At 64.8% G+C, this 15855-nt stretch carries 11 protein-coding genes; 7 read left to right on the top strand and 4 right to left on the bottom strand.

The genetic code is table 11. The features are described 5' to 3' along the window. The 6 genes from CS006_RS08785 to xylA all read left to right on the top strand — a co-directional run bounded on the left by CS006_RS08785 (position 1) and on the right by xylA (position 9920). Entirely contained in the window at positions 1-1110 is a 1110-nt protein-coding gene (locus CS006_RS08785) for an ABC transporter permease subunit (RefSeq protein ID WP_165777321.1), read from the top strand. Further along, positions 1107-2840 (top strand): dipeptide ABC transporter ATP-binding protein, encoded by a 1734-nt coding sequence (locus CS006_RS08780; RefSeq protein ID WP_100511596.1) that lies wholly within the window; start codon positions 1107-1109, stop codon positions 2838-2840. Before CS006_RS08785 ends, CS006_RS08780 begins: the two co-directional genes overlap by 4 nt. A gap of 198 nt (positions 2841-3038) precedes the next feature. Further along, positions 3039-4661: an ABC transporter substrate-binding protein gene (locus CS006_RS08775; RefSeq protein WP_100511440.1), complete on the top strand. Its 1623-nt coding sequence runs from the start codon at positions 3039-3041 to the stop codon at positions 4659-4661. A gap of 242 nt (positions 4662-4903) precedes the next feature. After that, positions 4904-6541 carry an ABC transporter substrate-binding protein gene (locus tag CS006_RS08770; RefSeq protein WP_100511439.1) on the top strand — a complete coding sequence of 546 codons (1638 nt, stop codon included), beginning with the start codon at positions 4904-4906 and terminating at the stop codon, positions 6539-6541. A 179-nt stretch (positions 6542-6720) separates the two neighbouring features. Continuing rightward, the gene (locus CS006_RS08765) at positions 6721-8346 is read left to right on the top strand and encodes an ABC transporter substrate-binding protein (RefSeq protein WP_165777320.1); all 1626 of its coding nucleotides are present in this window, start codon (positions 6721-6723) and stop codon (positions 8344-8346) included. A gap of 224 nt (positions 8347-8570) precedes the next feature. Continuing rightward, a complete protein-coding gene (xylA, locus tag CS006_RS08760) occupies positions 8571-9920 on the top strand; it encodes a xylose isomerase (protein ID WP_100511437.1) in 1350 nt (449 codons plus the stop codon). 177 nt (positions 9921-10097) lie between these two features. On the opposite strand, the gene CS006_RS08755 is transcribed toward xylA, so the two are convergent. Then, the gene (locus CS006_RS08755) at positions 10098-11600 is read right to left on the bottom strand and encodes a xylulokinase (RefSeq protein ID WP_100511436.1); all 1503 of its coding nucleotides are present in this window, start codon (positions 11598-11600) and stop codon (positions 10098-10100) included. A gap of 204 nt (positions 11601-11804) precedes the next feature. On the opposite strand from CS006_RS08755, the gene CS006_RS08750 reads away from it, so the two are divergent. Beyond that, positions 11805-13031: an ROK family protein gene (locus CS006_RS08750; RefSeq protein ID WP_100511435.1), complete on the top strand. Its 1227-nt coding sequence runs from the start codon at positions 11805-11807 to the stop codon at positions 13029-13031. Between the two features lie 71 nt (positions 13032-13102). Here the strand turns inward: CS006_RS08750 and CS006_RS08745 are convergent, their stop codons facing one another. From CS006_RS08745 to CS006_RS08735, 3 genes are all read right to left on the bottom strand, one after another. Continuing rightward, positions 13103-13393, bottom strand: coding sequence for a hypothetical protein (locus CS006_RS08745; RefSeq protein ID WP_133119555.1), 291 nt, complete (start codon positions 13391-13393; stop codon positions 13103-13105). Positions 13394-13569: 176 nt separating this feature from the next. Continuing rightward, the gene (locus tag CS006_RS08740; protein ID WP_100511433.1) at positions 13570-14070 is read right to left on the bottom strand and encodes an NUDIX hydrolase; all 501 of its coding nucleotides are present in this window, start codon (positions 14068-14070) and stop codon (positions 13570-13572) included. A 1-nt stretch (position 14071) separates the two neighbouring features. After that, positions 14072-15697, bottom strand: a complete 1626-nt coding sequence (locus CS006_RS08735; protein WP_100511432.1) for an aminopeptidase P family protein — start codon at positions 15695-15697, stop codon at positions 14072-14074. Positions 15698-15855: the final 158 nt, after the last annotated feature.

The following is a 15855-nucleotide window of genomic DNA, read 5'->3' as shown; positions in this document are numbered from 1 at the left end:
ATGAGTGCAGCGAATTCCACTCCCACCGTTCCCGGCGACGACCGTCTCGCCGAGCTCAAGGCCAAGAGCCGTGAGACCTTCTTCTCCAAGCTGCCGATCGTCAAGCAGCTGAAGATCGCCGTTGGCTGGCAGAAGGGCATGCTCATCACCGGTCTGGTGCTGTGCGCCTTCTTCCTGCTGGTCGCCATCTTCGCGCCGCTCATCGCCCCCTACGGCTTCTCCCAGATCAAGGACGCCTCCGGCAAGGCCTTCGACACGCAGGCCGCGCCGAGCGCCGAGCACATCTGGGGCACCACGGTCGGCGGCTTCGACGTGTTCAGCCGCACCGTCTGGGGCGCCCGCACCGCCGTCATCGCCATCATCATCGCCGTGCTGTGCTCCATCTTCATCGGCGTGCTCCTCGGCCTCGTCTCCGGCTACTTCGGCGGCTGGATCGACCGCGTGCTCGTGGTCATCGCCGACGCCGTTTACTCCTTCCCGTCGCTGCTGCTCGCCATCCTCATGGCCATCATGATCTCCGGCGGCCAGTCCAGCCTGTGGGGCGGCATCCTCGCCTCCGGCCTGTCGATCACCGTGGTGTACATCCCGCAGTACTTCCGCACCATCCGTGCCGAGGTCGTGCGCATGAAGGAATCCGCGTTCATCGAGTCGGCCCGCGTCATCGGCGCGCCGACGTGGCGAATCCTCACCAAGCACCTGCTGAAGAACTCGACGCGAACCCTGCCGGTCATCCTCACGCTGAACTCCTCCGAAGCCATCCTGACCCTCGCCGGCCTGGGCTTCCTCGGCTTCGGCATCGAACCGACCGCCGCCGCCGAATGGGGCTACGACCTCAACCGCTCCGTCTCCGACGTGACCGCCGGCATCTGGTGGACCGCCGTGTTCCCCGGTGTCGCCATCGTGCTCATCGTGCTCGGCATCACGCTCGTCGGCGAATCGCTCAACGATCTGGCCGATCCGCGCCTGCGCGCCCGCAAGTCCGCAGGCGAGGTCATCGGCAGCATCGAGGACACGTCCGTCGATCCCTCCACCCAGAAGTCCGCCGCCGAGGTCGTGCTCCCCGGCGAGCAGACGCCCGACGCCAAGGCAAGCAAGGGAGAAGAATCATGAGTGATTCCGTGAAGACCACGCAGGACGCCGTCAGCGACGGCGACCTTGCCGCCATCAAGGACCTGAGCGTCTCGTTCGTCACCGACGCCGGCCCCATCAAGGCCGTCGACAAGGTGAACCTCACCATTCCGAAGAAGTCCATCGTCGGCATCGTCGGCGAATCCGGCTCCGGAAAGTCGGTCACCGCGCGCTCCATCCTCAAGCTGCTGCCGGCCACCGCCTCGACCGCAGGCGCCATCTACCTCAAGAGCCGCGACGGCTCCAAGGAGCTGGACGTGCTCTCGCTCTCCGGCGAGGAGCTGCGTCAGATGCGCGGCGAAGAGGCGGCCATGGTGTTCCAGGAGCCGAACTCCGTGCTCAACCCGGTGTACACCATCGGCTGGCAGATCGCCGAGGGCCTGCGCGCCCACGGCATCACCGACAAGCACGAGCAGCGCGTCAAGTCCATCGACATCCTCAAGAAGGTCGGCATCCCCGACGCCGAGACCCGCATCGACTACTACCCGCACCAGTTCTCGGGCGGCCAGAAGCAGCGCATCGTCATCGCCATGGCCCTCGTGCTCAACGCCGGCCTGATCCTGGCCGACGAGCCGACCACCGCACTGGACGTGACCGTGCAGGCCGAGATCCTCGACCTGCTGCGCATGGCCCGCGACGAGTTCGACGCCTCCGTGCTCATCATCACCCACAACATGGGTGTGATCGCCGATGTCGCCGACAACGTCATCGTCATGTATCGCGGCCACGTGGTCGAGCAGGGAAGCGTGGAGCAGATCTTCTACTCCCCGCAGCACGCCTACACCAAGCGTTTGCTCTCCGCCGTGCCGCGCATCGGCCAGAAGCTCGTCGTGCGCGGCGACGACGGCAAGATCGTCGAGCGCAAGCAGGACTGGCGCACCCAGCCCATCGCCGTCAAGGCCAAGGGCCTGGAGATCACCTACCCCGGCCACCTCATGCAGCCCGACTTCAAGGCCGTCAAGGGCATCGACTTCGAGATCCACCGTTCCGAGGTCCTCGGCCTCGTGGGCGAGTCCGGCTCCGGCAAGTCCACCACGGGCCGCGCCATCGCCGGCCTGCAGCGCATCTCCGGTGGTTCGCTCAACGTGCTCGGCATGGAGATGAACGGCTTCAAGGAGCGTGAGTTCAAGTCCAAGCGCGCCGACATCGGCTTCGTGTTCCAGGACCCGGGCAGCTCGTTCAACCCGCTGATGACCATCGCGCAGAACGTGGCCGAGCCGCTGCTCGTGCACAAGCGCTACGATTCGCTTGCCGCCGCCCGCAAGTACGTGGAGGAGCTGCTCGAAATGGTGCAGCTGCCCAAGGCGTACATGGACCGCTTCCCGCACGAGCTCTCCGGTGGCCAGCGTCAGCGTGCCTCCCTGGCCCGCGCCCTCGCCCTCAAGCCGTCGCTGCTCATCGCCGACGAGCCGACCTCCGCACTCGACGTGTCGGTGCAGGCCAAGGTGCTCGAACTGTTCAAGCGCCTGCAGGTCGAGATCGGATTCGCCTGCCTGTTCATCACCCATGACCTCGCCGTCGTCGACATGCTCGCCGACCGCATCATGGTGATGCACCAGGGCGAGATCGTCGAACACGGCGAGGCCGACCAGATCCTCGGCGACCCGAAGAACCCGTACACGAAGAAGCTGCTCGCCTCGCTGCCGATCCCCGATCCGCGCGAACAGCAGAAGCACCGTGCCCACCTGCACGAGCTGCTCGCCGCCGAATAATCGACGGATCTTCGTCGCGATACGGAAAACGAAGGGCGCGCATCGTTGAGATGCGCGCCCTTCGTTTATTTCGCGCAGGAAAATTCCGTACGTCATTATCGTTTCCGCATAATCTGCGCGAAATCGCAAGGCAACACCGTCGCCGGATAGTACTCCCTAGTCCCATGGTTTTCAGATGGGCAAGGAGGACGGAAGTACATGAACATCAAGAAGATCGGAGCGGCGGTGGCATCGCTCGCGGCCATAGCCTCGCTCGCGGCATGCGGCGTGAAGGGCGGCGACGCCGCATCGGACGGCAACGCCATCACCATCGGCACGACCGACAAGATCGTCAGTCTCGACCCGGCGGCATCCTACGACAACGGCTCCTACGCCGTGCAGATCCAGGTGTTCCCGTTCCTGTACGCGCAGGACTACGGCAGCTCCGAAATGAGCCCGGACATCGCGGCCGACAACGGCACGTGGAGCAAGGACGGCACCGAGTTCACCGTCAAGCTCAAGAGCGGCCTCAAGTTCGCCAACGGCCATGACCTGACCGCCTCCGACGTGAAGTTCTCCCTCGACCGCATCAAGAAGATCAACGACGAGAACGGCCCGGCATCGCTGCTCGCCAACATCTCGTCCGTCGAGGCGCCGGACGACACGACCGTCGTCATCAAGGACTCCGTGAAGAACGACGTCACGTTGAAGCAGGTGCTCGGCTCCCCGGCAGGCCCGATCGTGGACGAGCAGGTGTTCTCCGGCAGCAAGGTCACCGACGCCGACACCATCGTCAAGGGCGACGCCTTCGCCGGCCCCTACAAGCTCACCTCGTTCAAGCTCAACGAGGCGTTGAGCTACGAGAAGAACCCCAGCTACAAGGGCCTCACCCCCGCGAAGAACGACGCCGTGCAGGTCAAGTACTTCGCCGACGCCTCGAACCTCAAGCTCGCCATCCAGCAGGGACAGGTCGACGTGGCCTACCGCCAGCTGACCCCGACCGACATCTCCGACCTGCAAAAGGACAAGAACGTCAAGGTCGTCAACGGCCCCGGCGGCGAGGAGCGCTTCATCACCTTCAACATGAAGATCCAGCCGTACGGCACCGCCCAGAAGGACGCCGACGCGAACAAGGCCAAGGCCGTGCGTCAGGCCGCCGCCAACCTCATCGACCGCGAGGCGCTGGCGACCGACGTGTACAAGGGAACCTACACCCCGCTGTACTCGTTCATCCCCGACGGACTGGCCGGCCATGACGATACGTTGAAGGCCGTTTACGGGGACAACGGCAAGCCCAGCCTCGAGAAGGCCAAGAAGGTGCTCGCCGACGCCGGCGTGAAGACCCCCGTGGAACTGAAGCTCCAGTACAACGCCGAACATTACGGCGCCTCCTCCGCCGACGAGTACTCGGCCATCAAGTCGCAGCTGGAGACGGGCGGCCTGTTCAAGGTCGATCTGCAGCAGACCGAGTGGACGCAGTACCAGAAGGAGCGTGTGGTCACGGAAAGCTCCGACGGCGCCTATCCCGCCTACCAGCTCGGATGGTTCCCCGACTATTCGGATCCGGACAACTACCTGTCCCCGTTCTTCCGCGACGGCAACTTCGTGAACAACGGCTATGCAAACAAGGAGGTCAACGACCTGATCGTGCAGCAGGCCGGCGAGCAGGACAAGGCCAAGCGCGAGGAACTGCTCAAGCAGATTCAGAAGCTCGAAACCGACGACCTCTCCACACTGCCGCTGCTGCAGGGCGCCCAGGTCGCGGTGACGCGCACGAACATCTCGGGCGTCAAGCTCGACGCCTCGTTCCGATTCCGCTATGCCTCGGTGACCAAAGGCTGATACGCCGACCACTGCATGAACGTGAGATTGGTCACGCGGCCGTATCGTTCAGGCCCGCTCCCCAATACGGAGAGCGGGCCTTTTCGCGTTCGTTCGTGTTCGATGGCCAGGGTTCTAAGTTTTCCCTATAACAAAGCGCGTCGCGGCAATGGGCCGAAGGTCGATAATGATGATTTGGCCGCGGTCCCGGCAATCTATCGGGGAACAGCATGAACCGGGGATGACGGTCATGGAGGGGAATCATGCATAATTTCGTCATACGACGCGTCGCGGCAACGCTCATCGCCATGCTGATGATGACACTCGCGGCCTGCGGGGGAGTGAAGGCGGTCGGCGGGACCACGGCCGGCGATGCCATCGCCATCGGAACCACGGACAAGGTCAACATGCTCGATCCCGCAGGCACCTACGAGATGGGATCGTTCGCCGTGTTCGTGCAGATATACCCGTTCCTCTACTCCCAGAACTACGGCAGCGCGGACATGAGCCCCGACATCGCGGCCGACAACGGTACGTGGAGCAAGGACGGCACCGAGTTCACCGCCAAGCTCAAGGGCGGCCTCAGGTTCGCCAACGGCCATGACCTGACCGCCTCCGACGTGAAGTTCTCATTCGACCGCATGAAGCGCATCGACAGCGCGAACGGTCCGCTGCCGCTGCTCGCGAACATCGAGTCGGTCGCGGCTCCCGACCCCACGACCGTGGTGTTCAGGGACTCCGTGAGAAACGACGTCACGTTGAAGCAGGTGCTGGGCTCCCCGGCCGGTCCGATCGTCGACGAGCAGTCGTTCGACGCCGACCGGCTCACGCAGGACGCCGCCATCGTGAACGCCGACGCCTTCGCCGGCCCATACCGTCTCTCCGCCTTCAAGCTCAACGATTCCGCCACCTACGAGCGCAACCCCGCATACCGGGGCCTCGCCCAGGCGCGCAACGACATCGTGCAGGTGAAGTACTTCGCGGACTCGGCGAATCTGAAGCTCGCCGTGCAGCAGGGACAGGTCGACGTGGCCTACCGGACGCTCACCCCCACCGACATCGAAGACCTCAGAGGCGGTGCCGGCAACGTCCGGGTCGTCGCCGGTCCGGGCGGCGAGGAACGGTACCTCGTGTTCAACATGAGGCTCATGCCGTACGGTTCGTCGAGGGCCGACGCCGACCCGGCCAAGGCGCTGGCGGTGCGCAAGGCGATGGCCGACCTCGTGGACCGCCCGGCATTGGCACGAGATGTCTACAAAGGCACCTACGAGCCGTTGTACTCGTTCATCCCGAACGGTCTCGCCGGTCACGAGGACACGCTCAAAACCGCATACGGCGACGGCAGGGGAGGTCCAAGCCTGAGCAAGGCCGGGAAGACCCTGCACGAGGCGGGCGTGAAGACCCCGGTCCGGCTCGCCATCCAATACAACACCGACCACTACGGTCCGACCTCCGCCGACGAGTACGCCGCCGTGAAGGCCCAACTGGAGAACGGCGGACTGTTCTTCGTGGACCTGCAGCAGACCGAATGGACGCAATACACCAAGGACCGGGTGGTCACCGGGACGTCGGACGGGAACTATCCCGTATACCAGCTCGGCTGGCTGCCCGACTATTCGGATCCGGACAACTACCTGTCCCCGTTCTTCCGCGACGACAACTATCCCGCCAACGGATACCGCAACGAACGCATCAACGAACTGCTCATCCGTCAGGCCGGCGAACAGGACCGCCGGCGCCGCGCCGAACTGCTCGGACAGGTCCAGGAGCTGGAGACCGCGGACCTTTCGACGCTGCCGTTGCTGCAGGGGTCGCAGGTCGCCGTCGTCGGACGGAACGTGCATGGCGTGACGCTGGACGCCTCGTTCCGTTTCCGCTACGCGCCCATCACCAAAGACTGACATCGCCGAGCGGATATCACGCGATGCATCGCAACGTAGGGCTATAGATTTTTCCTATGCCGTCTCCGACTTTCGTCCGCGGCGTTTGCACCATAATGGGACGCGGCTATATGCGTATATGCAATTGACGGGGGAGCTGACGACACATGACGAAAACGTTGAGGGCGTTTGCCGGCATCATGGCAGCGGTCATGACATTGGCCGCGCTGTCGGGATGCGGAACACGCGTGGATTCCGCCGGCGAGGCCGTGGACTCCGCGCGAACCATCACCATCGGCACGACCGACAAGGTCTCGACCATCGACCCGGCGGGATCGTACGACATCGGATCGTCGACCGTGAAAATCCAGATATACCCGTTCCTCTACGCCCAGAACTACGGCAGGACGACCATGAGCCGCGACCTCGCCGCCGACGACGGCGCATGGAACGGCGATGGCACACGCTTCACCGTCCATATCAAACCCGGTCTCAAGTGGGCGAACGGGCACGCATTGGACGCGCACGACGTGAAGTTCTCGCTCGACCGCATGCGTGCCATCGACGACGCCAATGGACCGGCTTCGCTGCTCGCCAACATCTCGAACATCTCCGTGACGGACGCCACGACCATCGTGATTGACGACAAGCTGCCGTACGACGTCACGCTGAAGCAGGTGCTTGGCTCCCCGGCCGCCGCCATCGTCGACGACGAGGTCTTCCCCGCGGACAGGCTGGCCGACGGTCAGGCCATCATCGCGGCGGACGCGTTCGGAGGACCGTATTCCCTGACGTCGATGAAACGCGACGAACTGTTCGAATACCGTCGCAATCCGAACTATCGTGGACTCACGCCGGCGAAGAACGACATCGTGCAGGTGAGGTACTTCGCCGACTCGGCGAATCTGAAGCTCGCCGTGCAGCAGGGGCAGGTCGATGTGGCCTACCGTTCGATGACCCCGACCGACGTCAACGACCTGCGGCGGCATGACGGGCTGAAGGTCATCACCGGCGCGGCAGGCTCGCAACGGTATTTGACGTTCAATCTGCGCACCCAGCCATACGGGACGAAACAGCCCGGCGCCGACGCGAAGAAGGCACTCGCCGTGCGTCGTGCCGTCGCCGATCTCATCGACCGCAAGGCGTTGAGCAACAGCGTGTATTTCAAAACATATCTGCCTACATATTCGTATCTTCCCGACGACTACCTCGGTCATGAGGATACGTTCAGGTCGTCGTACGGCGACGGCAGGGGAGGAGCGAGCCTCGCCGCCGCCCGCCGTGTGCTCGCCGAAGCCGGCGTGGAGACGCCGGTGACGCTGAGCATCCAGTACAACACCGACCATTACGGCCAGAGCTCCGCCGAGGAGTACGCGGCCATCAAATCCCAGCTGGAGTCCGGCGGTCTGTTCCGCGTGGACGTGCGGTCGACCGAATGGACGCAATACAACAAGGAGCGTGTGGCCACCGAGGATTCCGACGGCGCCTACCCGGCCTACCAACTCGGCTGGGGGCCCGACTTTCCCGATTCGGACGACTATCTCTCGCCGCTGCTGCGCGACGTCGGACTCGGCAACTATCTCGGCAACTATCTCGGCAACGGCTACCGCAGCGACGTGGTGAACGGTCTGATCGCGAGGCAGCAGTCGGAACGTGACGAAAGCCGCCGTGCGGAGCTGCTGCGGCAGGTGCAGCGACAGGCCACGAAGGACGTGCCGGCGATACCGCTGCTCGAGGTGCCGCAGATCGCCGTGGCGCGCTCCGGCGTCTCGGGGGTGGTCCTCGACTCGTCGCTGCGATTCCGCTACGCGGGAATCGCCGGATAGTCGTCGAAGGGCCGCGTTCGCCGGGCGCCGACGGCTTCGATAGATTCGCCGGCTCTGCCGGCGCGGCGAAATGACACGCCATAGTTGGTTTTATCATTTGACAAACTTAGTTCAAGCGATTTACTATATGGGTGTCAGCGCGAGGCCGGAGCGTCCGGCGCATCGCGGGGAAGCAGTACGCATCATGGCGCGGCAGCGACGCGCTTAGGACCGAAGGAGTTCTCATGGCATTGTGGGACATCGACAAGATTCCGTTCGTCGGCAAGGAGAAGGGGCTGCAGCAGGGCCTCGGCTTCCACTACTACGACGCCGACCGCGTGGTCGCCGGCAAGAAGATGAAGGACTGGCTGCGCTTCGGCGTCGCCTGGTGGCACACCTTCGATCAGGAGCTCGTCGACCCGTTCGGCGTGGGCACCGCGCAGCGTCCGTGGCAGGGCAAGTACTCCGATCCGATGGACGAGGCCCTCGCCAAGGTGGACTACGCCTTCGAGTTCTTCACCAAGCTCGGCGCCGAATACTTCTGCTTCCACGACCGCGACATCGCCCCCGAAGGCGACACCCTGCGCGAGACCAACGCCAACCTCGACAAGGTCGTCGACAGGATCGAGGAGAACATGAAGTCCACCGGCGTCAAGCTGCTGTGGAACACCTCCTCGCTGTTCACCAACCCGCGCTTCGTCGCCGGCGCCTCCACCTCGCCGTACGCCGACATCTACGCCTACTCCGCCGGCCAGCTCAAGCACTCGCTGGAGATCGCCAAGCGTCTCGGCGCCGAGAACTACGTGTTCTGGGGCGGCCGCGAAGGCTACGAGAACCTGTGGAACACGCAGATGAAGCGCGAGCAGGAGCATATGGCCAGGTTCTTCCATATGTGCCACGACTACGCCAAGGAGATCGGCCTCGACGCCCAGTTCCTCATCGAGCCGAAGGCCAAGGAGCCCACCACCCACCAGTACGACTTCGACGCCGCCACCGCCATCGCGTTCCTGCGCGGCTACGACCTCATCGACATCATGAAGCTCAATCTGGAAGGCAACCACGCCAATCTCGCCGGCCACACCTACCAGCATGAGATCCGCACCGCCCGCGACGCCGGCGTGCTCGGATCCCTCGACGCCAACCAGGGCGACAAGCTGCTCGGCTGGGACCTCGACGAGTTCCCGACCGACCTCATGGAGACCGTCTCCGTGATGTGGGAGGTGCTCGACGAAGGGCAGATCGGCCCCCATGGCGGACTCAACTTCGACGCCAAGCCGCGTCGTTCCTCCTTCTATGCCGAGGACCTGTTCCGCTCGCACATCGCCGGCATGGACACCTACGCCGCCGGTCTGCTCGTCGCCGCCAAGCTGCACGAGGACAAGGTCATCGAGAACCTGACCGCCGACCGCTACAGCTCCTACGACTCCGGCATCGGCGCCACCATCGAGAACGGCACCGCCACGCTGGCCACCCTGGAGGAGTACATCCTCGACAAGCCGCAGTCCGAGCTGATCGCCGCCACAAGGTCCGATCACCTCGAATGCGTCAAGGTGACCCTCAACAACTACATGATCGAGGCGCTCGCCGAGGCATGACATGGATTTCGGCGATGTGAGTCGCCGCTTTGCCAAGGGAATGAAGGGGCATCCGGTTCGCCGGATGCCCCCTTTTCGTTCCTTTTGCCTGATTGGCGATTCCGGCGATATACGAAGTCCGGTCATACGAACCGTTGTGTATGACCGGACTTGCGTTATCTCGGGACTTCCCGCCCGTCAGCCGCGCCACCTGGCGTAGGCCTCATAGACCTCGGGGGTCGGTGTCGCGGACTCGGTGCCGTCGATGGAGATTCCCCATGTCGGTGGCTGTGCGTCGGAATTATCCTTCGACGCCAGTACCCATGCCGCCTGACGCGCGGCGCCGATGGCCACGTATTCGTCAGTCGCCGGCAGGGTCACGTCCATGCCGAAGACCGCGGGCGCGAGCTCGCGAATCGCCCGGGACTTGGCGCCGCCGCCGATGAGCAGGATGCGGTCGATGCTGGCGCCGAGCGCGCGGACCAGTTCGATGCAGTCACGCTGCGAGCACAGCAGCGACTCCACGAATGCACGGGCCAGATTCTCGCGTGTGGTGTTCGCCAGCGTCAGTCCCTCGAAACGGGCCTTGTCGTCCGGACGGTTCGGCGTGCGCTCGCCGTCGAAATACGGGATGAGCGTGATGCCGCCGGCGCCCGGCTCGGCCGCGAATGCCAGCTCGGCCAGCTCGTCGTAGCCGACACCGAGGGCGTGACGGCCGGCGTCGAGGATGCGCGAGCCGTTGATGGTGCAGGCCAGCGGCAGGAAGTGCCCGGTGCAGTCGGCGAAGCCGCTGATCGCGCCCGTCATGTCGTACACCGGGTTCTCGGCGATCGCCGCCGCCACGCCCGAGGTGCCCAGCGACACCGACACGTCGCCGACGGCCATGCCCAGACCGAAGGAGGCCATGGCATTGTCTCCGCCGCCGGGGCCGATGAGGCAGCCGCCGGGCACGTCCTTGCCGGCGATGGCGGGATCGGCCTTCGCCGGGGCCGCGGCGTTGGGGCCGAGCACCGCGGGCAGGATGATGTCGTGACGGCCTAGGGCCATGTCGATGAGGTCCGGGCGGTACGTGTCGTGGGCGGCGTCATAGTAGCTGGTGCCGGAGGCGTCGGATCGGTCGGTGAACAGGACGTCGAGATGCGCGTCCTCGTCGGGGCCGACCGGGCCGAATCCGGCGATGCGCCAGCTGAGCCAGTCGTGCGGCAGGCAGACGGCGGCGATGCGTGCGGCGTTCTCCGGCTCGTTCTGGGCCACCCACATGATCTTGGTGAGCGTGTACGAGGCGACGGGGGAGGAGCCCACGGCCTTGACCCAGCGCTGCACGCCGCGCTCATGCGGGTCATCGCTTTCGCCCTCGGCCGCCGGCGCCTCGCCGAGCATGCCGATGAGCCGCTCGGCCTGGGGAGCGCTGCGAGTGTCGTTCCACAGCAGCGCGTCGCGAATCACACGGCCCTGCTCGTCAAGCAGCACCATGCCGTGCTGCTGGCCACCCACGGCGATGGCGGCCACGTCATCGAGACCACCCGCCTTTTCGGCTGCCTCGAGGAAGGCGTTCCACCAGGCCTCGGGGTCCACGCTGGTGCCGTCCGGATGCTTCGCCTGACCGAACCGGACGAGTTCGCCGGTGGCGGCGTCGGTGACCCGGACCTTGCAGGACTGCGTGGATGTATCCACGCCGGCGACCAGAATGCTGTCTGCCATGACTGCTCCTCATCGATTGAGATATGGATGTGCGATATGAATCTATCGTGTTCGCCAGTATACCAAGTTAATTAGACGAAAAAACTAAATGGCGATATTCAATCCACACGACAGGCCGTGCGGATGCCTCGCGGTGTGAAAAATGCTGTATTCTTAAGTGGCTACAATTAGTTCATTACGATTCCTAAAGGCTGGTCAAGCGATATGCCGCGTTCCCGAAGCATCAATCAGGACGACCTGCGCAACCATAATCTCTCGGTCGTGCTCAAGACGCTGCTGCAGTCGCGCACACCACTCAGCCGAGCGCAGCTCGCCAAGCAGACGGGCCTGACGAAGGCGACGATGTCGCTGCTTTCGGAGATTCTGCTCGGCAACGACGTCGTCGAGCAGCTGGCCCCCCTGCAGGAGTCCACGAACGGCCGACCGAGCACGCCTCTCGGATTCCATGCCGGCCGTTGGGCGGGCATGGGCATGCAGGTCAATACCGACGGCTACGGATACACCGTGCTCGACATCGCCGGCAGGGTCGTCATGACGCAGTGGGTCGACCGCGATATGACGCAAAGCACGCCCGACGACGTCTTCGAGGCCCTTGACGATCTGGTCCGGCCCGTCGAGGTCAGGCTGAAGCGCCGTCGCTACCGCCTCGTCGGCACGGGGCTAGCCTTGCCGGGACTGATCGCGGACGACCGGCATCTGATCATGGCCCCGAATCTGGGATGGGCGAACCTCGAACTCGAACGCTTCGCCGTGGTGAGGCGCCTGGACGCCGATGTCGACAACGAGGCGAACCTTGCGGCCATCGCGCAGATTCCCGGCTATGCGGTGCACCGTGCGGCCGACGAAACCGGGCTCGAACCCGACGATTCGTTCCTGTACATCTCCACCGACATCGGCGTCGGCGGCGCCATCGTGCGATCGGGCGGCGTCATGCGTGGCGACCACGGCTTCGGCGGCGAACTCGGCCACATGTCCGTCGACATGAACGGGCCGAAATGCCGGTGCGGCCGTCGCGGCTGCCTCGAAATGTATGCGGGGCGCCGCGAACTGGTACGGGCCGCCGGCATCGCCGATGGCGCCGATGCGGCCGCCGCCTCGCACATCGACGAACTGTACCGTCGTTGGAAAGGCGGCGATGTCAGGACCGTCATGGCCATCGAACAGGCGTTGGACGCCATGGCTTCGGCGGCGGTGTCCGTCATCAACATGGTGGATGTGAGCACCATCGTGCTCGGCGGGTTCTGGTCGGGGTTCGAGGAGGACCTGGCGTCGAAGCTGCGTATCCGCATCGTGCCGCAGCTGCTCGCCCGGTACGCCATGGATGTGCGTGTGCTCGACTGCAAGACGGTGGAGCGGCCGGCGCTATACGGCGCGGCCTGCCTCGGCATGCGCAGGTTCATCGACCGTCCCGTGGGCTACCTGGATATCTGACGTATCTGACGGTCCGGCATCCGGATAGCCGGACCGTCATGGAACACCGACTGCCGGCCCGGTGACTGGCATTACCGAAGCGCGAACAGATCCCACGGATCGTGGTCGACGATGAACTCGTTGACCGGACGCAGACGGCCGATGATGTTGCCCGCGAATGCGGCGATGATGATCGCCCACGACGCCGGCTCGCTGTGGAACATATAGGTGGCCGCCAGCACGCCGATGAGCAGTATGGTCAGCAGCAGCATGACGATGAGCTGTGCGCGGCTCATCATGCGGGCCGAACGCGGCAGCGACGCCATCAGCATGCCGATGAGGAACGCGGCGATGGTCAGTATGGTAATCAGTGCATAGAACATGGTCACCATCATCGCTCACCGATTCGACCACAAGCGCAACCGGCCGTCATATCCACCGCAATGCGCCGGCATTCGAAGGGAATATACGGAAAATATGACGAGCGGCCGGGCTCCGCAGACGAATCGGTGAACGATTCGCTTCGCGGAACCCGGCCGCTCGTTTCCTGAAAACGCCGCTATTCGGCGGAAAACAGCGCGCGATGGTCGCCGCGACGACGGAACTCGCGAACGTAGCCCATGCGCTCCACCGTGGTCTTCGCCAGCGGCTGCGGCAGGTCGTCGGGGGAGAACCAGCCGACGGTGAGGCTCTCGTCGTCGCCGACGAACGGCTCCGCATTGCCGCCCGGCTTCAGCGAGCACAGGAACAGATGGTCCATGTACATGGCCTGGTCGCCGTTCGCATACGTGAGCATGACGGTGGAGGACTTGACCGAGACCAGTTCCGTGGGCACGCAGTCCACGCCGGTCTCCTCCTTCACCTCGCGCATCACCGTGACGGCAGGCTCCTCGCCCGGCTCGTTGATGCCATAGACCAGGGCCCATTCGCCCGTGTCGGCGCGACGGCCGAGCAGCACGCGGCCCTCGCCGTCCTCCACGTAGGCGGAGACGCCACTGAGCCACAGCGGGTCATGGCCGATCTTCCTGCGCAGCTCGAGAATGAACTCGGGGGTCGCCATGTCAGTCGGCCTCTCCATCGGCGGAACCGGCCTTTGCCTTCGCCGCCTGCGCGGCCATCCACGCCTCCACGTCGTCGGGCTGCTTCGGAATGGCCTTGCTGATCCATTCGGGGCCGTTCTCGGTCATGAGCACGTCGTCCTCGATGCGGATGCCGATGCCACGGTACTCGGGCGGCACCAGCAGGTCGTTCTCCTTGAAGTAGAGTCCCGGCTCGATGGTGAACGTGATGCCCGGCGTGATGGGACGCTCCTGATACGACTCGAAACGCGCCTGCGCGCAGTCGTGCACGTCGAGGCCGAGATGATGCGCCACGCCGCAGGCGAGCCAACGGCGGTGCTGCTGGCCCTCGGGGGAGAGCGACTCCTCCACGCTCACCGGCAGGATGCCGAACTCATGCAGGGATTCGGCGATCGAACGCATCACCGCATCATGGATGTGGTGGTAGGTCACGCCCGGCTTGGCGGCGTCGAAACCGGCCTGCTGCGCCTTCAGCACGGCCTCATAGAGACGACGCTGGAACGGAGTGAACTTGCCGTTCGTCGGGAAGGTTCGCGTGATGTCGGCCGTGTACAGGCTGTTGACCTCCACACCCGCGTCGATGAGCAGCAGCTCGCCGGAGCCGATGCTGCCCGTGTTGCGCACCCAGTGCAGCGTGGCCGCATGCGGGCCGGACGCCACTATGGTCTCATAGCCTTCGTCGTTGCCCTCCTCGCGGGCGTTCGCATTGAACGCGCCCTCGAGGATGCGCTCGCTGCGCGGCTTGCCGAGCGCGCGCGGCAGGGCGGCGAGCATACGGTCGAAGCCGCGATGGGTGGCGGCCACGGCCTTGCGCAGCTCGCCCACCTCGTACTCGTCCTTGACCATGCGCGCCTCGGCGGCGAACTCGTGCAGACGGTCGTCGGCCGCACGGTTGCGGTCCGGATCGTCCCAGCCGTTCTGTTCGCGGATGCGCTCCACCTCGCCGGTGATCTGCGGATCGGCCTCGCGGATTACGCGCAGCTGCACGGCGCCGGCCTCGGGGCCGACGTCCTTGCTCAGCGCATCATCGAGCTGGGAGATGTCACGGGTTTCGAGCCCGGTCATCGTGGTGAACTCCTCCAGACCCGGGCGTGCGCCCACCCAGTACTCACCGTAGCCGGAACGATAGTAGTCCTCGGTGGTCTGGTCGGCGCGGGGCTTGAGGAACAGCGTGGCCGTATGGGTCCTGCCCGCCTTCGCCTCGGGGGAGTCCGGCGCCACCGGGTCGAGCACCAGCACGGCGCCCGCCTCATAGTCCTCGCCAAGGCCCGTGTAGTAGGCGAACGAGGTGTCGGCGCGGAACGCATAGTCGCAGTCGTTGTTGCGGGCCTTCGGCTGGCCGGCCGGCAGCACGATGCGGCTGTCGGGGAACCGGCGGCCCAGGGCCTCGAGACGGGCCGGAATGTACTTGCTGGACTCCAGCGGCTTGACGCCGGGATCGACCGCGCCCCAGCCCTCGGTCATGAACGCCTTGAACGACTCCGACTTCGGGGAGAGCGTGCGGTTCGTCACGCGCTCGCCGACCGCCTGCGCGGTCAGCTCCTCCTCATCCGCCTCGTATCGTTTCGCCGCCTGCGCCCTGCGCGCCTCGTCATCTGCCGACACCATCCGCTCCTTTCATGAGAACAGTCAATAACCTCTGCTCATTGTAGGGCCCGTAAGCTGGTCCATCCGTTCACAAAGACGTCGTTTTCCGCCTCTTCGTAAACGTTTTGGCCAAGTGTCCGTTGGGTGGAAGACCATTCGGCCTTATTGCGGTGACATGG

It is taken from the genome of Bifidobacterium primatium, from assembly GCF_002802875.1.
GTDB classification, from domain to species: Bacteria; Actinomycetota; Actinomycetes; order Actinomycetales; family Bifidobacteriaceae; genus Galliscardovia; species Galliscardovia primatium.
Note: the sequence above shows the minus strand (reverse complement) of the source record. Positions and strands in the feature narration are given on the sequence as shown.